The sequence below is a fragment of the Streptomyces sp. MI02-7b genome, from assembly GCF_033793585.1.
Taxonomy (GTDB): Bacteria; Actinomycetota; Actinomycetes; order Streptomycetales; family Streptomycetaceae; genus Actinacidiphila.
Genome location: NZ_JARAWX010000006.1, coordinates 358,344 through 376,586, shown reverse-complemented (window position 1 = coordinate 376,586; position 18,243 = coordinate 358,344). Strand labels below are relative to the sequence as shown.

Below are 18,243 nucleotides of genomic sequence, written 5' to 3'. Positions count from 1 at the left end.
GCGGTCCGGGCCGGGAGGGGGGCACGTGATGGACAAGGCGACGGCATACGCATGCACGCACACACCGGCACCGGAGGCCCGCGCGGGCACCGTGCCGGCCCCGGCCGCGGCGGGGCTCGGCATCCCGGGGCCCTCGGCGTTCAACCCGGCCCTGTGGACGGTGGAACCGCAGGTCGCGGCCTGGGCGCTGCGGACCGGACTGCTGTCGGAACGCACCGCGGAGCAGGCCCGCCGCGAACGCCACGCGACGATGGCCGCCCATGTGTGGCCCTGGGCGCCGGCCCACCGGCTCACCGAACTGGCCCGGCTCACCCTGTGGATGTTCGCCGTCGACGACCGCAGCGACGCCCACGCGCGAGACCCGGCGGCGGTCCACGCCGAACTGGACGCCATGGTCCGCACCGTCACCTTCGCGGCACCGGCCGCCGCGGCACCGGCCGAGCCTGCTGTCCGCGCCCTGGCCGACGTCGTGCCGCGGATCGGCGCGGGCATGGGGCCGGCCTGGCGCGACCGGTTCGGCGGCCACCTGATCGGCTGGCTGCGCACCAACCAGGACATGCTCCGGCAGCGCGCCGACCGGGCCGTGCTCACCCCGGAGGCCTACGCCGCCTGGCGGCGGGTCTCCGGCGCCACGGGCTGGTTCTTCGACCTCATCGAGTACGCCGAGGACGCGGAGCTCACGCCCGCCGAGTGGTCCGCGCCCGCCTGCCGCGAACTGCGCGAGGCAGCCGCCGACGTCATCGGCTGGACCAACGACCTCTTCTCGCTCGACAAGGAACTGGCGAGCGGCGAGACCGCCAACCTCGTGCTCGTCCTGCGCCACCACCGGCGGCTGCCGCTGCGGGAGGCCGTGGCCGAGGCCCGCCGGCTGCACACCCTCCGTGTCGCCGAGCTCACCGCCGCCGGCCGCGCCCTGCGCGCCCAGCCCACCACGGCCTCCCGCCGCGCCGCGGTCCGCCGCTACACCGACGGCATCCAGGCCTGGGCCCGCGGCTTCCTCGACTTCTCGCGCGAGTCCGCCCGCTACGCGGCCACCTAGGCGCAGGTCCGAGGGGCGAGAATCGGTTTCCGGCCGCCGCGATGGCTTGTTAGGTTCGTGACCGGCTTCGGGGGCGGCGGTCGGTGACTGGGAGGGTTCTGATGGAGGGCGCTGCGCCGCTCGATCTGGTCGGGGTGGACTCCGAGGCGGAGAAGGCCTACCGCCACCTGCTGGCGCGCGGCGGTGGGACCGTCGACGACGTGGCGGCCGCGTTCGGGGTGACGTATTCCGAAGGGCTGGCGCTGCTGGAGCGGCTGCACCGCTTCGGGCTGGTCAGCCGCCGCACCTCGGGGGAGTTCCTCACCGTCGACCCCCGGCACGCGCTGCGCGCGCTGGTGGAGTCGCGCGAACGGCAGCTGTCCCTGGTGCGCGACGCGGCGGGCGCGCTCGGCGCGCTCTTCGACACCGCGAAGCGGGCCAGGAACGGCGGCCACGGGACCCTCGTGATCAGCGGGCCGGAGACGGTCGGCGACCGCTACTACCGGCTGAAGCAGGCCGCGCGCGCCGAGATCTGCTGCCTGGACCGGCCGCCGTTCCTGCTGGTCCCCAACGCGCCGATCGACGAGGCGGCGGTGGGCCGCGGCGTGCGGGTCCGCGCCGTCTACGCGGCCGCCAGCTTCGTCGCGGACGGCGACCGGCAGGAACTCGGCAGCCTGGTGTCGCGGGGGGAGGAGGCCAGGATCATCCCGACGCTGCCGATCAAGCTCGCCATGGCCGACCGGTCGGCCGCGATGGTGTCGCTGAGCCTGGACACCGGGAACACCGAGTGCCTCTACACCGAGGCGCCCCCGCTGCTGGAGGCACTTGCCGAACTCTTCGAGCGGTACTGGGCGGCCGCCTCCCCGCTGGCCGGCACCCCCGGCCCCGGCGAGCCGCCGCCCTCCCCGGCCCCTCTCCCGGAGGGGGAGGACCGCAGGCCCACGGACGAGGAACGCAATCTCCTCGCGCTGTTCGCGGCCGGTGTCAAGGACGAGGCGATAGCCCGGCAGTTCGGGATCTCGTCACGGACGCTGCGCCGGCGTATTCAGGACCTTTACGCGGAATTGGGGACGACCAACCGTTTCGGCGCCGGCGTCGCGGCCGCGCGCCGCAACTGGGTCTGAGCGGGGCGGCGATTCCTCCCGTTCTCGCAGTTCAGACTATTTGCTCAGACAACTTTCCGCATTGGAAAAGGAATTGACGACACGTCATTCCGGGTCAATATGTTCGTAACAAAGCGCGGGAATTGCCGTGGGGGAACCGGCTCCTGTCCAGTTGAGGACATTGGCACTCAAGGGACATGACCTCTTCTTTACAGCGAGGCAAAAGGATGGCTGACTACGCACATCTTTCGCACGCCTAGCCTCTTGAGGTTCCCTTGCGCACACCTCCGTCCCCCAGACGCGGGCTGACCGTCGCGGTCTCCGTCCTCGTGGCGCTGACGGCGACCGGGCCGGTCGCTTCGGCCGAGACCCGCACCTCTCCCACGCCGGCCACCGCGTCCACCGGGCTCGCCGCCGCGTCCACCGCCGCACGCCCCGACGCGGCGGGCACCGTCACCCTGATCACCGGCGACAAGGTCGAGGTGACCGTCAGCAACGGCCGCACCACCGCGACCGTGTCCGATCCGCAGGGCAGGCCGGGCGGCGCCCATGTCATGTCGGTCGGCCCCGACACCTACGTGTACCCCGACGAGGCGCTGCCCTGGATCGCGTCGGGCGCGCTCGACGAGCGGCTGTTCAACGTCAGCGAACTGCTCAAGGACGGCTACGACGACAGCCACAGCGACGGGCTCCCGCTGATCGTCACGTACACCGACGCCGCCGCCCGCGCCCGCAGCGCGAAGACCCCGGACGGCGCGCGGAAGACCCTGACGCTCAGCAGCATCCAGGGCGCCGCGATATCCGCCGAGCACGCGCGGGCGAGCGACTTCTGGTCCTCCCTCACCGGCGGCGCCGCCAAGAGCGCGGCGGGTGCCCAGCCCTCCGGGCGGCTGACGGGCGGCATCGCCAAGGTGTGGCTGGACGGCAAGGCCAAGGCGACGCTGGCCGACACCACCGCGCAGATCGGCGCGCCCGAGGTCTGGCAGGGCGGCGACACCGGGCAGGGTGTGGACGTCGCCGTCCTGGACACCGGCATCGACGCCGCGCACCCGGACTTCGCGGGCCGGATCGCCGCGTCGCAGAGCTTCGTACCGGGCCAGGACGTCACCGACCGGCACGGCCACGGCACCCACGTCGCCTCCACGGTCGCCGGCACCGGCGCCGCGTCCGGCGGCACGGAGAAGGGCGTCGCCCCCGGGGCTTCGCTGCACATCGGCAAGGTCCTGGACAACGACGGCAGCGGCCAGGACTCCTGGATCCTGGCCGGCATGGAGTGGGCGGTCCGCGACCAGCACGCGAAGATCGTCAGCATGAGCCTGGGCGGTGCCCCCACCGACGGCACCGACCCGCTCAGCCAGGCCGTGAACGAGCTCAGCGCGGAGACCGGGGCGCTGTTCGTCATCGCCGCGGGCAACTCCGGCCCCGCGCCGTACTCCATCGGCGCGCCGGGCGCGGCCGACGCCGCCCTGACGGTGGGCGCGGTGAACGGCCCGGGCAAGGGCGTGGACCAGCTGGCGGAGTTCTCCAGCCGCGGTCCGCGCGTCGGCGACAACGCCGTGAAGCCCGACCTGACCGCCCCCGGTGTCAACATCCTCGCGGCCCGCTCGCAGTACGCCCCCGAGGGCGAGGGCGCGTACCAGACGATGAGCGGCACCTCCATGGCCACGCCCCATGTCGCGGGCGCCGCCGCCCTGCTGGCGGCCAAGCACCCCGACTGGACCGGGCAGCAGCTCAAGGAAGCGCTGGTCAGCACCACGGCGAGCACCCGGCGGTACAGCCCCTACCAGGGCGGCAGCGGCCGGCTCGACATCGCCGCGGCCGTGAAGGCCACCGTGATCGCCTCCGGTGCCGCGTTCGCCCAGGTCCACTACCCGTACACGCCCGGCCAGACGGTCCGCAGGGACGTCACCTACACCAACACCTCCGCGCAGCCCGTCACCTTGGACCTGGGCCTGATCGCGGACGACATCCCCGCCGGGATGTTCACCCTCTCCGACAACCGGCTGACCGTGCCCGCGCACGGCACCGCCACCGTCGGTGTCGTCACCCACCTCGACCTGGCCGCGGACAACGCCGCCTACACCGGCCAGCTCACCGCGGCCGGCCCCGACGGCGCGGTCCTCGCCCGTACGCCGATCGGCGTGAACAAGGAGGGCCGGCGCGTCAAGCTGTCGGTCACCGCGAAGGACCGTCAGCATGCCGGGCTGGCCGGCACCCTCGTGCTGAAGGACGTCGACCGGGACACCGAACCCAAGGTCTACACCGTCGACTCCTCCGGCACGCTGGACCTCAGCCTGGTCCCGAGCACCTACGCGGCCTGGATGTACGCCGACGTCCCCGGCATCGACGGAACCCACACGCTCGGCTACGGGGTGTTCTCCGCGCCGCAGATCGACCTGAGCAAGGACCAGTCGATCCGCTTCGACGCCGCCGACCTCCGCAAGGCCGCGGCCCTCACCCCGCAGCCGACGGCCAACAGCTTCCTGCGGATCGACCAGTACCGGTCGAACGGCGACCTGTACCCGTTCGTGGACAGCTACGCACCGGAGTACTGGCGGTACGACAGCCTCTGGGCGTCCCCGACCGCCAAGGTGACGCACGGCTCCTACACCTTCGCCACCCGCTGGCGGCAGATCCAGCCGCCGCTGACGTTCGCGTCGGGCTCCCAGAGCTATGACGGCGTCACCGTGCAGTCCCTGTCGCCCATGGTGCCCGAGGGCAGCCGCACGTACCGGGCGCTGTGGGCCGGCGACGGCTCCGCCGCGGAGTTCGCCAAGGCCAAGGTCCGCGGCCAGGTGGCCGTCGTCCGCCGCAGCGACTCGGTGTCCGCCCCCGACCAGGCGGCCGCCGCCGCCAAGGCCGGCGCGAAGCTGCTGCTGATCCTGAACGACGGCTACGGCCGGCTGGACGCGTGGGCCGACCTGTCCGACGCGGCCCCCCTGCCGGTGGCCTCGCTCGGCACCGACGACAGCGTCCGCCTGCTCGCCCGGCTCGGCCGGGCCGGAACGACGACGCTGAAGGTCGTCTCGCACCCCCACCCGAGCTACCTGTACGACCTGGTCCGCCACTACAGCGGCGCGATTCCCCGGACGCTGACCTACCGGCCCGGCCCGGGCGACCTCGCCAGGATCGACGAGTCGTTCCGCGACACCAAGCAGGGCGAGGCGGTCGAAGGCCGCGACGACCTGTCCGTCGACGGCACCTGGTCCATGCTCGGCCGGTCCGTCCCGGTCGCGGCGCAGGGCACGCTCACCTCGTGGGTCACGGCGGGTCCCGGTGTCGGCTGGGTCTCGGGCGCGGGCATGTCGGATCTCGGTCAGGGCGGCGCCCCGCGCTCGTACAAGGCCCGCGGCACGTACCGGGACACCTGGTTCGCACCCGTCCAGCACCCGCGGCTCCTGAACGACGCGGTCCACACGGCCGCGTTCCGGGTCGGCGACGTCATGAGCCCGTCGTCGATCAGCGCCTGGGGCGACTCCGCCGGCCACGCGGGCGTGGTCTGGGCCGACGGCGACACCTCGAAGGTCTCGCTCTACCAGGGCACCCAGCTGCTCGGTGAGACGGCCAACGACGGGTTCTTCTACGTCGAGGGCCTGCCCACGGAACGGCTGCCCTACCGCCTGGTGGTCGAGGGGAAGCGGGACCTGCCGGGCCGGCCGTACTCGACCCGCACCCGCACCGACTGGGGATTCACCTCCGGCACCACGGACTACACCGTGCTGTCCCCCCTGCCGCTCATCCAGCTGGACTACGCGGTGGCCACCGACCTGTCCGGCCGGGCGGGCAGGCGGTCGGCGGTGTCCGTCACCCCCTCGCACCTCAAGGGCGTGACCGACGGCGGCACGATCCGCACGGTGACCCTGGACGTCTCCTACGACGACGGCGCCACCTGGCACCGGACCACGGCGCGCCACAAGGGCGCGGTCTGGACGGCGTCGCTCAACGCGCCGTCCAAGGCCCGCTTCGCGAGCCTGCGCACGACCGCGAAGGACGCCAAGGGCAACACCGTGAGCCAGACCGTGATCCGCGCCTTCGGCCTCAAGTAGCGCCGTCGGTACGACCTGTGGGCCCCTGTCCGCCACCGTGCGGGCAGGGGCCCCGCCGTCGGCGGGCGCCTGCCCGCACGGCTGTCACCCCGCGGGGCTGAGGTCCTTGTGGACCGCGCGGGCCACCGCCTCGATCGTGGAGATGCCGGAGGCCATCGTCTTGTTGTCGTGGGTGAGCACGGCGACGCTGTAGTCGTGGCCGCCGCCGGTGAAGGCGCCCAGGCTGTGCACCCGCCAGCCGTGGGTGGCGCGGGACAGCCAGCCGTTCTTGACATGGACCACCGCGGTGGCCGGAGCGCCCGCGGGAGTGCCCCAGCGCTGCGAGGCGATGACCCGGTTCATCAACTTGAGCGTGTAGGTGCGCGCGTTGTCGTTGAGCACGCGGTTGTGCGCCGTGACCAGGTCCAGCAGCTTCTGCTCGTCGCCGGCCGTGATCTGGGTCAGGCCCCAGTAGCCGCCCGCCCCCGGCACCGTGTGGTTCATCCCGGCTGCGGACAGGAAACCCTTGATCTTCGTCGGACCGAGCTGCTTCCACAACGCGGACGTGGCGTCGTTGTCCGACTGCGTGATCATCTTGTTCGCGAGGCCGGTCTCCCGCGCGGTCAGGTAGCGGGCGTGCTTGGTCGCGTCCCACAGCAGCGTCGCCAGGACGGTGACCTTCACGGTGCTGGCGGAGTCGAACCGCTGGTCCGCGCGGAGCGTGCACACGGTGTTCGTCGTGCGGTCGTGCAGGGACAGCGCGGTCAGGGCGGTCCTGCCCTTGAGCGAGGCCGTGATGTCCCGCTGCAGCTTCGCCGCCAGCCCGGCCTTCCCCGAGGCGCAGGTCACCTGCGGCGTCGCCGCGACGGCGTTGCCGGCCCCGGCCGCCACGGCCAGGGGAACCGTCATGCCGGCGACGATCGAGGCGGCAGTGACGCGCCGGGATATTCGGATCTGCCCCATGTGTCTCCGCCCGTTCTCCGGTTGCTGTCGGCTGGGTCGACTGCCCAGTGTGGGCGAACGGGTGTACGGGGCGGGATGTGATGTCGGCTACGCCGGGCCTGCCGGGCGACGGCTCCGACGGGGCGTCGGGAGCGGCCGCGACCGGGACCCGGCGAAGGCCCGAACGGGCTCGCCGGGGCCGGGGAGGATCTTTGGCGCGCGGGCTAGCGCACGCCGCGCGGTCGGAACTGGACGCTGATCCGCGGACCCACCGCGCGCGTGCTCTTGGGCACCGCGTGCTCCCAAGTGCGCTGGCAGGAACCGCCCATGACGATCAGGTCGCCGTGCCCGAGCGGCAGCCGCATCGCCGCCGCGCCGCCGCCGCGCGGACGGAGCGCGAGATCGCGGGGGTCCCCGACGGACAGGATGGCGACCATCGTGTCGTGCGTGGCGGACCGCCCCGTGCGGTCCCCGTGCCAGGCGACGCTGTCGCGTCCGTCGCGGTAGTAGCAGAGCCCGGCTGTGACGAACGACTCGCCGAGCTCGCGGGCGTAGTGCGCGTCGAGGGCGGCCCGGGCCTCGTCGAGGACGGGGTGGGGCAGCGCCGCACCCTCCCCGTAGTACGAGAGCAGCCGCGGGACGTCGACCTCCCGCTCGTACATCTGCCGCCGCTCGGCCTTCCACGGCACGGAGCCGGCCAGCTCCTCGAAGAGCGCGTCGGCCCCCTGGAGCCAGCCGGGCAGCAGGTCGATCCACGCACCGGCGCCCAGGACCGTCCGCCGCACGCCGTCCAGCGGACCGAGACGGATGTCGTCGGTCTGGTCGAAGAGCGAACCCTGCAGTGGTGCGGTCATGAGTCCAGCGTAACCGCTCATCCGAACAAGTGAGCTATTAATCGAACGTGGCGAGCCGCAGCCACTCCTGCCCTTCCAGTCCCTCCAGCCGCGCCGGATCGGCCAGGATGTCGATCTCCACGATCCGCCCACCGGTGATCGTCAGGCTCATGACCGCCGTCAGCCGCCCCTCCGGCGCCGTGACGATGCCGTAGGTCCCGTTGACCAGCGCGAGCCGCGTGTACGGGGCGAACCGCCGGAACAGCATCGCCCGGCCCGCCACCGTGCGTGCCCCGCGCGCCTGCGCCGACAGTCCGGGCGGGCCCGCCCCGGTGTCCGCCCGCAGCACCACGTCCGGGTCGAGCAGCCCCACCAGCGCCTCGAAGTCACCCGCGCGGGACGCCGCCATGAAGGCCCCGACCACCTCGCGTTGCAGCGCCAGGTCCGCGTCCGGCACCGGCGCCGAGCCCCGCAGCCTGCGCCGCGCCCGGCTCGCCAGCCGGCGGGCGGCGGCCGGTGTGCGCCCCACCATCGCGCGATCTCCTCGAAGGGCACGGCGAACATGTCGTGCAGCACGAACGCCAGCCGCTCCGCCGGCGCCAGCGTCTCCAGCACCACCAGCAACGCCGGCCCCACCGAGTCCGCGAGCAGCGCCTCGTGCTCCGGATCCCCGGGACCCTCCTGCGGGGTCACCACCGGATCGGGCACCCGTACCCCCAGCGGCTGCTCGCCCCGCGAGGTCCGTGAGCGCAGCGTGTCCAGGCACACCCGGCCGACCACCGTGGTCAGCCAGCCGCCCAGATTGCCGATGCCGTCCCCGCCCGCGCGGCTGAGCCGCAGCCACGCCTCCTGCACCGCGTCGTCCGCCTCGCTGAGCGAGCCCAGCATGCGGTAGGCCACCGCCCGCAGGTGCGGACGGTTCTCCTCGAAGCACCGGGCCAGGAACTCGTCGTCGTCCATCGGTCCCTTTCCTGTGCCGTGTTCCGTCGGTGTGATGACGCAGCGGGCCGGGCCGATGTGACAGGGCGGCGAGGCCGTACGGTCTCCCGGCGCGCCGCCGCTCACCACCCCGGCATCGGATGACCGAGGTGCGAGGAGCGGCGCGCCCCGCTGAGCAGCGCCTGGATCCGGCCCCCGGCCTGGTCGGCGCTGTCCAGCGGCGACGCGAACGGCAGCCGGACGTCGCGGTGGACGCGGGGGTACTCGATGCGCAGGGTGATCCCGTACCGGTCGACGGCCAGGGGCAGCACGCGCTGCGCGCCGGGCGCGGGCACCGGCCGCACCAGGCGCATCAGCAGCGGTACCAGCTCCTGGTGGTCGTCGACCAGATGCGTGAGCATGCCCGCCTCGCAGGTGGCCAGGGGGTCGGCCGCCGCCGCGACCAGCTCCTCCAGTGCGACCGTGCTCCGGCCGTCCTCGGTCTCCAGCACCGCGTGGGCGAACTCCAGGCACTGGCTGTCGGCCGCGTTGGCCCGGTAGGGGGCGGCCAGCCGGCCCGTCACCGTGACGCGGGCGCGCACCCGTTCGCGGACCGGGGTCGGCGCGACGTCGGTGAACTCCAGCGTGGCGGGGACGGATTCGGGGCGGGGGAGTGCCGTGTCCAGGGGGTGCAGATGCAGGTGACCGGCCAGGTCGGCGGCGGTGAGCCGGGAGACCGCGGCGCGGCCGTGGCCGGTGACCACGGTCATCGAGTGCGCCGAGGCCAGGACCGACCGGATGCGCTCGGCGCTGGACGGCCGCACGGGCGCGGCGAGGGCGGTGTGGAACATGCTGCGCATCCGGATCTCCACTCGCGGGAATTGGTTAGGGTTGCCTAACCTAACCTATACCCGGAAGCCCGGCCCGCGCAGGACGACCGCCGCGCGATCACCCCCATGCGGCGCGGAGACGCCGACTGCCCTCGACCGTCGTGCCGCTGAGTGCCGGTGAGGCCGAGCCGGCGGTGACGGTGACGGTGCATGGCGGCTCGCGCCCGCGGCCGTGCGGCACGCCGGAGCCGGGGGCGCGCGAGGTGTCGGGCCGTTCGTCGGTGAGGAGCGACCGCGCGCGACGCGGCGTGGGGGAGCGGCTCTGCGAGGCATCCGCGGAAGGGCCGCGGGCGCTGACGCCGCCCGCGTCGTTGCGTCGCGCTGCCACTGATGGTGCCGCGGGCGGCGAGCCCCGCCCCGTCCGAGCCGAACCGGCCCGCCATCAAGCGCCCTTCCCCCGACGCCACCCGTGATTCCGTACGGGCACGGGCGCCTTGACGCGGCGCCCGTGCCCCCCGTGCCCCCGTGTCCCCCGAACCCCCGTGCCCCACCCCGTCCGTACGCCGCGCGGCGCCGGAGCGCCCCCTCGCACGGCCACGAACGGGACATCAGACTACGCGGGCATTTGTGCCAATCCCATCCCAGATGTCTGGGGGTCCCCTAGCCTGCTGCCGTGACCACCGCTCCCCGCCCTGGCCCGAGTTCACGCCCCCGCCCCCGTGCGGCCCAGCCCACCCCCGCCGCACGCGCCGCCCTCGCCGACGACCTGACCCGCAGACTGCGCGGGACCGACCGCCCCGGCGCCCTGGACGTCCTGCGGACCGCCGCCGACACGCTGCTCGGCGCCGTCGGGGCGGACGTGTGGTGCGCCGTGATGCTCGACCCGGCGACCCTCCTCGACACCGGCGGACGCCACGAGGAGGGCTTCCCGCAGGCGGTGATGCCGCGGCTGTTCGAGATCGAGCACACGGAGCAGACCGGCGTCGACAACCTGCGGGCGCTGACCCGCCGTCCGGGCTGCGCGAGCCTGCTCAGCCAGTCCACGGGCGGCCGGCTCGACGAGAGTGTCTACTACCGCGACATCCTGCGCCCGACCGGCCTCGCCGACGAACTGCGCGTCCTGCTGCGCCACGGCAACCGCAGCTGGGGGCTGTTCGTGCTGTGCCGGGCCCCCGGCTCGGCGCCCTTCACGGCCACCGACGTGGCCCTCGCCGACTCCTTCAGTGCCCCGGCCACCCAGGCACTGCGCCGCTCGCTGCTGCTGTCCGGCATCGACCGCGGCGACGTACCCGACGCCGCGGGGCTGCTCGCGTTCGACGACGACCAGGGGACACGGCTGCGCACCGCTACGGCGGAACGCTGGCTCGCGCTGATCCAGGAGTCGCACCCCGGCACGGGCCGCCCCTACCCGCTCACCCTCACGGCGCTGATCAGCAGGGCCCGCGCGGCCGGCCCCGGCGCCCACGTCCAGTCCCGCGCCCTGACCCGCACCGGCCACTGGATCACCCTCAGCGCCTGGCGCGAACCGGCCCCGGACGCGCCCGACGCCGCCGGCATGCTCACCTACGTCAGCCTGGCCCCCAGCCACCCCGGCGAGCTCACCGCCATCGTGCTCGACGCCTACGGCCTCACCCCGCGCGAACGCGAGGTCGCCCAGCACGTCCTGCTCGGCCGTTCGACGGCGGACGTCGCCGGCGCCCTGCGCATCGCCGAGTACACCGTCCAGGACCACCTGCGCAAAGTCTTCGACAAGGCCGGCGTCCGCAGCCGCCGCGAGTTCACCGGCGACCTCTTCCGGCGCTGCTACCTCCCCCGCCTGCCCGCGCCCCCGCTCACCACGGACGGCCGGATGCGGAACGACGCCCCCGGAGGCCCGGCAGGGCCGCCCCGGGCGCCCGGGCAGCCCGGGGCGAAGTGAACGGGCGTCCCGTTCAGGGACTGACGGAGTCCGCCGCCGACTGCTCGTGCCCGGCCCCGCCGGCGGCGTCCGGGGACCGGAAGGCGCGCCAGGGCAGGAGCAGGGTGCTGGCCAGGCAGAGCACACCGGCGAGCAGGACGGCCACGCGTACCCCGGCGAGGGCGGCGACGGCTCCGCCGAGCGCCATCCCCAGGGGCTGCGCGGTCTTGGCGCCGACCGACCACGCCGTGACCACGCGGACCATGAGGCGGTCGTCCGTCACGGACATGCGGTAGGTCGCGAACGAGGGGTTGAAGACTCCGGCGGCCGTCAGCAGGCAGGTGTCGGCCGCGACGAGGACCGCCAGCGCGGCGGGCCCGGACGGCACGCACCCAGGCGATCAGTACGAGCCAGGGAGTCCGCAGGACGCCGAACAGCAGCAGGACCCGGCGCACGCCGAGCCGGCGTGCCAACGGGGCGGTGAGCCGGGAGCCGAGGACACCGCCGAGGCACGGCAACCCGAGTGACAGACCGTACTGCCACGGCGTGAAGTGCAGCTCACGGAGCATCAGGACGACCAGCAGGGGACTGCTCATCATGATGGCCGCACCGAAGAGCATGGCGTTCCAGAAGAGCGGACGCAGTCCCCGGTGCCGGACGATGCAACGCCAGCCGGCCAGGAGTTCGCGAGCCCGCCCGGAGGCCGGCGCACGCGGCGGAGGTTCCGGCTCCGGGTGCCGTATCCGGCGGACGCCCAGGGCGGAGAGCAGGAAGGAGACCGCGTCGACGGCCATCGAGAACGTCGCCCCGAAGACGCTGACGAGCAGCCCTCCGACCGGCGGCCCCGCGCTCATGCTGAGCCAGTCGGTGGACTCGAACCGCGCGGCGGCCCTGAGCCGGTCCCCGGGTGCGACGAGCCCCTTGAGGTGCGCGGTGCTCGCCGCCCCGAAGGCGATCGCCGCCGCCGCTTGCACGATGCCGACCAGGCACAACTGGACGAAGCTGAGCACACCGAGGGCCGCCGCGACCGGAACGCTGATCAGGACGGCGAACCGGAGCAGATCGGCCGCGACCATCACCGGCCGTTTCCGCCGGTGCTCGATCCGGACCCCCAGGGGCAGGGTGACGGCAGCCGCCACGACCGCCGACAGCGCCGCGAGCAGGGACACCTGGGACGCGGAGGCGCCCAGAGCCACCACGGCCACCAACGGCAGCGCCCCGGAACCGATCGAGCTCCCCGCCGCGCTCACGGCGTAGGCACCCCACAGGCGGCCGAAGTCCCGTCGCGCCCCGGTCGATTGCTCATCCCGCACAGCCACGGCGGGTGAGCCTACGGCTCCTTGCGGCGGTTCGGTACGGCGGATGCGCCCGCCGGTACTACCCGCCGCGGCGGGCGGTGCTGAAGCGGCGCTGGTACGCGGCGGGACTGATGGACAACTCCCGTACGAAGACCCGCCGGAGACTCTCGTAGCTCGGGAACCCGGCCAGGGACGCCGCGTGCGTCGCGGTGTGCCCCTGGTCGAGGAGCGCCTTCGCGATGTCGAACCGGATCGACTCGACGTAGCGGGCCGGGGTGGTGGACAACTCCGTCCGGAACAGCCGGCTGAGGTGGCGGGGACTGAGGCTGAGGTGCCCGGCGAGCTCGGCGAGGGAGTGGTTCCCCCCGGGATCGGCCGTCACCAGGTCGACGACGGAGCGCAGCGCCGGGGACCGGGGCGGCGGGCCCTGCAGGGGCGCGGAGAACTGCGACTGCCCGCCCGCACGCTGCAGGTAGACCACCAGGGCGCGGGCGACGTCCCGGCTCACGTCGGGACCGTGGTCCTCCTCGACCAGGGCCAGCGCCAGATCGATGCCGGCACTCACGCCCGCCGAGGTGTACGTCGTGCCGTCGCGAACGTAGATGGCGTCGGGTTCGACGCGGATGTCCGGGTGCCGGCTGGCGAGTTCACCCGCGACCTTCCAGTGGGTCGTCGCACGCTTGCCGTCCAGGAGGCCGCCGGCGCCGAGGACGAACGCCCCGGAGCAGACCGACGCGACCCGGCCGGACCGGCCCGCCAGTTCCTTGGCGGCCTCGATGAGATCCCGCGTGACGGGGGTCCTGGGGTAGACGGCGCCGCCCGGCATCACGAACGTGTCGGGATCCGGCTCGCCGGCGGGGCTGCCGTCGACGGCGATCCTGATGCCGATCGACGAGGCGACGTCGGCACCGGTCGTCGACAGCAGGGCGACCCGGTAGTCGGCGCCGAGCCGGTTCGCCTCGCCGAACACCTCCGCGGGGCCGGCGACGTCCAGCAGCGCGACCCCGTCGTAGACGAGGATCGCGACCCGATGCGTGCCGGAGCTCACGGTCCCGCTCCCCGGGCGTCCGGATTCGAGTGGTTCCTGGCCGGAGCGAGGCGGCGGCGGAGCCGCGCGGTCGGCATGGTGGAGAACAGAGGCATTTCCCACTCCTCACCGCCTCGGCTGTCTCATCGAAAGCGCGAACATCATGACCGACAACATCGCAGCAGTGGAAATTCCCGACACCGCGGCAGTGGCGGGGGCGGGCGAGTTTCTCCGCGCAACCGCCGGCCCGCTCATCTTCCATCACTCGTGGCGCGTTTTCCTCTTCGCCTCCCTTCATGCGCGAGAGCTCGGTCTCCAGCCGGATCCGGAGCTGCTCTGCATTTCCGCGATGTTCCACGACACCGGGCTTTCGACCCCCTTCTCCGACACGGAGCAGCGCTTCGAGCTCGACGGCGCCGACCACGCGCGCGCGTTCCTGCTCGACCGGGGGTTCTCCGTGAGCGCCGCCGAGACCGTCTGGACGGCCATCGCGCTGCACACGACACCGGGGATCCCCGGCCGGATGGGGCCGGTGACGGCCGCCATGTACCAGGGTGTCCTGACCGACGTGCTCGGCTGGGGGCTGGACCGCCTCGACGGCGACCAGGTGGACGAGATCGTCGCCGCCCATCCGCGCGGGGAATTCAAGAAGGGATTCCTGCAGGCATTCGTCGACGGGCTCAAGGACCGCCCGGACACCACCTACGGGACGATCAACGCGGACGTCCTGGAACACTTTGTTCCGGATTTCCAGCGCCAGAGCATGGTCGGACGCATCATCGACGCGCCCTGGCCGAATTGATGCCGGGAAGCCAGGAAGTCCGATGACACCACCGGTTCCCGGCCGCGACCGCCGCCGTCCCGGACGGTCCGCCGGCTTCACCGTACTGGCGGTCACCACCGTGGTGATGACGGCGAGTGCGAGCGCACCGTCGCCGATGTATCCGCTCTACCGGGAGCGCTGGGGCTTCTCGCTCACCATGGTGACGGTCGTCTTCGCCGTGTACGTCGTGGGGCTGCTCGGCGCCCTGCTGACCCTGGGGTCACTGGGCGACCGCCTCGGACGCCGTCCCGTCCTGGTCGCCGCGCTCCTGTTGGCGGCGGTCGGTACGGCCGTCCTCTGGACGGCGAACGGCGTTCCGTCCCTGGTCGTCGCGCGGGTGGTGCAGGGGGTCGCCACCGGGACGGCCACGAGCGGCCTGGCCGCGGGGCTGGTCGAGTTCTCGCCCGCCCGGCGCCCGCACGCGGGCACCACGGTGACGGCGGTCGGCACGAACGCCGGGCTGGCCGCCGGTGCCGCGGTGGCCGGACTGCTGGCGCAGTTCGTGCCGCGCCCCGACCGGTACGCCTTCTCCGTGCTCACCGTCGTCCTGCTGGTGCTCGCGGTGCTGGTCCTCCGCATCCCCGAGACGGCCGTGCCGCGAGCGGGCTCGCCCGCGGGCTCGCTGCGGGCCTCCCTGCGCGGCTCTTTGCGCGCCTCCTTGCGCCCGAGGGTGCGGGTTCCGCGGGGGGCGCGGCACCGGTTCCTGGCCGCCGTGCCCGCTCTCGTCGCGGGCTGGGCCGTCACGGGGCTGTTCCTGGCGCTGACCCCCTCCCTGGTCAGCGGCGTCCTGCACGTGACCTGGGGCGCCGCGGGCGGGCTCGACATCGCGCTGCTGTTCCTGGCCGGCGCGGTCGGAGGCATGTGGTCCGTCCGGCGCACGACACGGTCGGCCACGCTGCTGGGGGCTGCCTTCCTCGCCCTGGGGGCGGCGGGACTGGCGGCGGCCGTCGCCAGCGCCTCGCCGGTCGCCTTCTGGTGCGGGACCGTGCCGGCCGGACTGGGAGCCGGCCTGACGTTCAACGGCCACCTCGGCGCCATCGCGGAGACCACCACCGCGGACTCGCGGTCCCAGGCCTTCTCGGCCGTCTACGTCGTCAGCTACCTCGCGCTGAGCCTGCCGTCCCTCGCGGCCGGCTTCCTCATGCCCTCGTGGGGATTGAGAACCACGAGTTTTGTCTCCATCGGATGCGTCGGGGCCCTCTCCCTGACGGCCCTCGTCCATGCCGGTCGCCGCAGGCCGCCGACGGGGATCGACACACGCACTCCTCTCAGCAACCGGACAGGGGAACCACCATGCAAGCCATCACCGTCTCGGACCGCGACGCCGGCGTCAGCGGACTCACCCTGACCCACCTGCCGTACCCCCACGCCGCCGAGAACGACGTCGTCGTGCGGGTGCACGCCGCGGGATTCACCCGCGGGGAGCTCGACTGGCCCGCGACGTGGTCCGACCGGGCCGGCCGGGACCGCACGCCGAGCGTGCCCGGGCACGAGGTCTCGGGTGTCGTGGAGGGGCTCGGCTACGGAACCACCGGGCTCACGGTCGGCCAGCGGGTCTTCGGCCTGACCGACTGGGCCCGCGACGGCTCGCTGGCCGAGTACGTCGCGGTGGAGGCCCGCAACCTCGCCCCGCTTCCCGCGGACATCGACCACACGGTGGCGGCAGCGCTGCCCATCTCCGGACTGACCGCCTGGCAGGGCCTGTTCGACCACGCGCGACTCGTGGCCGGCCAGACCGTGCTGATCCACGGCGCCGCGGGCGGCGTCGGTTCGATCGCGGTGCAGCTCGCGGTGGAGGCGGGTGCCCGCGTGATCGGCACAGGCCGGCCGGCCGACCGGGACGCCGTCCTGGCCCTGGGCGCGGACACGTTCCTGGACCTCGGGGCCGGCTGGCCGGAGGACGCCGGCGAGGTCGACGTGGTCTTCGACGTGATCGGCGGCGACGTCCTCGACCGCTCGACCGCCCTCGTACGCGCGGGCGGCACGCTCGTCACGATCGCCCAGCCGCCCACCGTCCGGCCCGCGGACGGCCGCGCCGTGTTCTTCGTCGTCGAACCCGACCGCGGCCGCCTCGCGGACCTCGCGCAGCGCCTGCGGGACGGCCGCCTCGTGGTGCGGGTGGGCGAGGTCCATCCGCTGACGGAGGCGGCGGCCGCCTTCGCCCCGGGGCGCCGCGTCACGGGCAGGACGATCATCCGGGTCGCGCGGGACTGACGGCCGAGCGCCCGTCACACCTACGCGTACACGTACGTGTCGTACCCGGTGCAGACCTCCTCGGAGCCCTTCACCAGGCAGGCGTCGAGCAGCATCCGGTGCCCCTCGGTGATGTCGCCGGTCTGCCACGGGGTCGTGTAGGGGGAGGAGTGCCCCCGGGTGGAAGCCGTCCGGTAGACCTGGGCGCTGAGCACCCTCCCCTCGATCCCCCACCCGTCGGCCGTGTCGTCATGCGCCCGCAGCGCGTCCCCGGGGGTGCCGAAGGAGTCGGGGTCCGCGTTCCAGTTCACGTAGCCGGCGTAGTCGCCGTCGGCGTAGAGGTAGAGAACCACCGATTCGCCGTTGTCATAGCTGCTCCACGTGTAGGTGAGCCGCGGCGCCGCCGTGGCGGCACCCGCCCCGGCCCCGAAGGACACACCCACCGCCACGGCGGTCGCCGCGAGCACGGTGGCGATCCGGTTCCTCGACTTGACCATGCGAAGCCCCTCCCTCATCAAAGCGATCAAGGTCGGCCGCGATCTTTTCCCGCCGTGTGCGACCGGTCAACGGCCACGCCCTGAACGGGTTCCTTTTCGGCCAGTGGTCCAGATCCGAACCATGGGCCGGAAATCACCACGACTCCACGTGAACGGGACAGCAAGCGATGCCCGGAATGCCGGGAGATGTGCTGATCGCTCGGCAATGGGCCCGGCTGGAACGGAAACGTGAGGTGAATGCCCAGTGTCGGATTCTCGAGATCGGAAGTCTTCCCGATGAGCCGGTGGGCTTGCGGTGTCGCGCGGAGGCAGGCACCGCAAGCCCGCCAGGCTCACTGCGAGTTGTAGGCCTTGAGGCTCACCGCCGGGCCGTCGGAGTTGCGTGCGACCGCGGCGACCGCTTCCTTCCCGGTCACGCGCACGACCGCGCTGCCGTGCGCCGGCACTCGGGTCAGGCCGCCGATCGGCGTGACTTCGGCGGCTTGCTGCGTGACCCCCTTGGGAGGCTGGTCCCAGAGGATGTACGCGATCCGTACGGCGACAGGAAAGTCGTCCTCATTGGTGAGCCTGACTGCCGAGAATCGCTCGAACTTGCTGATCTCGCGGCCATGGCGGTCGAGCGCCTGCGTCGTCACCTCGTGCGGTCCGGCGTTGATCCGAGCGACAGCCGCGCTCTGCACCGTCACCCGGACATCCGCCACATCGTGCATCCTCGGGCCCGAGAACCGCAGGATGTCGATGGTCCCCCCCGTACGGCACCGCCAGATTGCCGCGGTCGCTGCCGTACACCGTGCTCACCTTGACCTGTGGGAGCACGTGATCGTTCTTGTCCACGGCTT

General features: G+C 73.3%; 14 protein-coding genes and 2 pseudogenes. 7 read left to right on the top strand and 9 right to left on the bottom strand.

Annotated elements, in window-relative coordinates:
* Nucleotides 1-28 precede the first annotated feature (28 nt).
* From PV364_RS12825 to PV364_RS12815, 3 genes are all read left to right on the top strand, one after another.
* Nucleotides 29-1,039: a terpene synthase family protein gene (locus PV364_RS12825; protein ID WP_319660007.1), complete on the top strand. Its 1,011-nt coding sequence runs from the start codon at nucleotides 29-31 to the stop codon at nucleotides 1,037-1,039.
* A gap of 101 nt (nucleotides 1,040-1,140) precedes the next feature.
* The gene (locus PV364_RS12820; RefSeq protein WP_319660006.1) at nucleotides 1,141-2,142 is read left to right on the top strand and encodes a LuxR family transcriptional regulator; all 1,002 of its coding nucleotides are present in this window, start codon (nucleotides 1,141-1,143) and stop codon (nucleotides 2,140-2,142) included.
* A 254-nt stretch (nucleotides 2,143-2,396) separates the two neighbouring features.
* The gene (locus PV364_RS12815; protein ID WP_319660005.1) at nucleotides 2,397-6,167 is read left to right on the top strand and encodes a S8 family serine peptidase; all 3,771 of its coding nucleotides are present in this window, start codon (nucleotides 2,397-2,399) and stop codon (nucleotides 6,165-6,167) included.
* A gap of 84 nt (nucleotides 6,168-6,251) precedes the next feature.
* On the opposite strand, the gene PV364_RS12810 is transcribed toward PV364_RS12815, so the two are convergent.
* From PV364_RS12810 to PV364_RS12795, 4 genes and pseudogenes are all read right to left on the bottom strand, one after another.
* On the bottom strand, nucleotides 6,252-7,055 hold the full coding sequence (locus PV364_RS12810; protein ID WP_319660004.1) for a serine hydrolase: 804 nt from the start codon (nucleotides 7,053-7,055) through the stop codon (nucleotides 6,252-6,254).
* A 257-nt stretch (nucleotides 7,056-7,312) separates the two neighbouring features.
* Nucleotides 7,313-7,942: an alpha-ketoglutarate-dependent dioxygenase AlkB gene (locus tag PV364_RS12805; protein ID WP_319660003.1), complete on the bottom strand. Its 630-nt coding sequence runs from the start codon at nucleotides 7,940-7,942 to the stop codon at nucleotides 7,313-7,315.
* Between the two features lie 37 nt (nucleotides 7,943-7,979).
* Nucleotides 7,980-8,881, bottom strand: a pseudogene (locus PV364_RS12800) (sigma-70 family RNA polymerase sigma factor).
* Between the two features lie 101 nt (nucleotides 8,882-8,982).
* On the bottom strand, nucleotides 8,983-9,699 hold the full coding sequence (locus PV364_RS12795) for a DUF2470 domain-containing protein (RefSeq protein ID WP_319660002.1): 717 nt from the start codon (nucleotides 9,697-9,699) through the stop codon (nucleotides 8,983-8,985).
* A 643-nt stretch (nucleotides 9,700-10,342) separates the two neighbouring features.
* On the opposite strand from PV364_RS12795, the gene PV364_RS12790 reads away from it, so the two are divergent.
* Nucleotides 10,343-11,587, top strand: coding sequence for a helix-turn-helix transcriptional regulator (locus PV364_RS12790; protein ID WP_319660001.1), 1,245 nt, complete (start codon nucleotides 10,343-10,345; stop codon nucleotides 11,585-11,587).
* Nucleotides 11,588-11,600: 13 nt separating this feature from the next.
* Here PV364_RS12790 and PV364_RS12785 read toward each other — a convergent pair whose 3' ends face one another.
* The 3 genes and pseudogenes from PV364_RS12785 to PV364_RS12775 form a co-directional block, all read right to left on the bottom strand.
* Nucleotides 11,601-11,954, bottom strand: coding sequence for a hypothetical protein (locus tag PV364_RS12785; protein ID WP_319660058.1), 354 nt, complete (start codon nucleotides 11,952-11,954; stop codon nucleotides 11,601-11,603).
* Nucleotides 11,955-12,012: 58 nt separating this feature from the next.
* Nucleotides 12,013-12,816, bottom strand: a pseudogene (locus tag PV364_RS12780) (MFS transporter); the annotation flags it as partial.
* A 127-nt stretch (nucleotides 12,817-12,943) separates the two neighbouring features.
* A complete protein-coding gene (locus PV364_RS12775) occupies nucleotides 12,944-13,912 on the bottom strand; it encodes a GlxA family transcriptional regulator (protein ID WP_319660000.1) in 969 nt (322 codons plus the stop codon).
* A gap of 142 nt (nucleotides 13,913-14,054) precedes the next feature.
* Between PV364_RS12775 and PV364_RS12770 the strand changes: the two genes are divergently transcribed.
* The 3 genes from PV364_RS12770 to PV364_RS12760 are packed head-to-tail and all read left to right on the top strand — an operon-like array spanning nucleotide 14,055 to nucleotide 16,928.
* Nucleotides 14,055-14,693, top strand: a complete 639-nt coding sequence (locus tag PV364_RS12770) for an HD domain-containing protein (protein ID WP_319659999.1) — start codon at nucleotides 14,055-14,057, stop codon at nucleotides 14,691-14,693.
* 22 nt (nucleotides 14,694-14,715) lie between these two features.
* Entirely contained in the window at nucleotides 14,716-16,062 is a 1,347-nt protein-coding gene (locus tag PV364_RS12765; protein WP_319659998.1) for an MFS transporter, read from the top strand.
* The gene (locus PV364_RS12760) at nucleotides 16,008-16,928 is read left to right on the top strand and encodes an NADP-dependent oxidoreductase (RefSeq protein ID WP_319659997.1); all 921 of its coding nucleotides are present in this window, start codon (nucleotides 16,008-16,010) and stop codon (nucleotides 16,926-16,928) included. The genes PV364_RS12765 and PV364_RS12760 overlap by 55 nt, the downstream gene beginning before the upstream one ends.
* A 20-nt stretch (nucleotides 16,929-16,948) precedes the next feature.
* Here PV364_RS12760 and PV364_RS12755 read toward each other — a convergent pair whose 3' ends face one another.
* Together PV364_RS12755 and PV364_RS12750 are read right to left on the bottom strand one after the other, a co-directional pair.
* Nucleotides 16,949-17,404 carry a hypothetical protein gene (locus PV364_RS12755; protein ID WP_319659996.1) on the bottom strand — a complete coding sequence of 152 codons (456 nt, stop codon included), beginning with the start codon at nucleotides 17,402-17,404 and terminating at the stop codon, nucleotides 16,949-16,951.
* A gap of 332 nt (nucleotides 17,405-17,736) precedes the next feature.
* Nucleotides 17,737-18,105, bottom strand: coding sequence for a hypothetical protein (locus PV364_RS12750; protein WP_319659995.1), 369 nt, complete (start codon nucleotides 18,103-18,105; stop codon nucleotides 17,737-17,739).
* Nucleotides 18,106-18,243 lie beyond the last annotated feature (138 nt).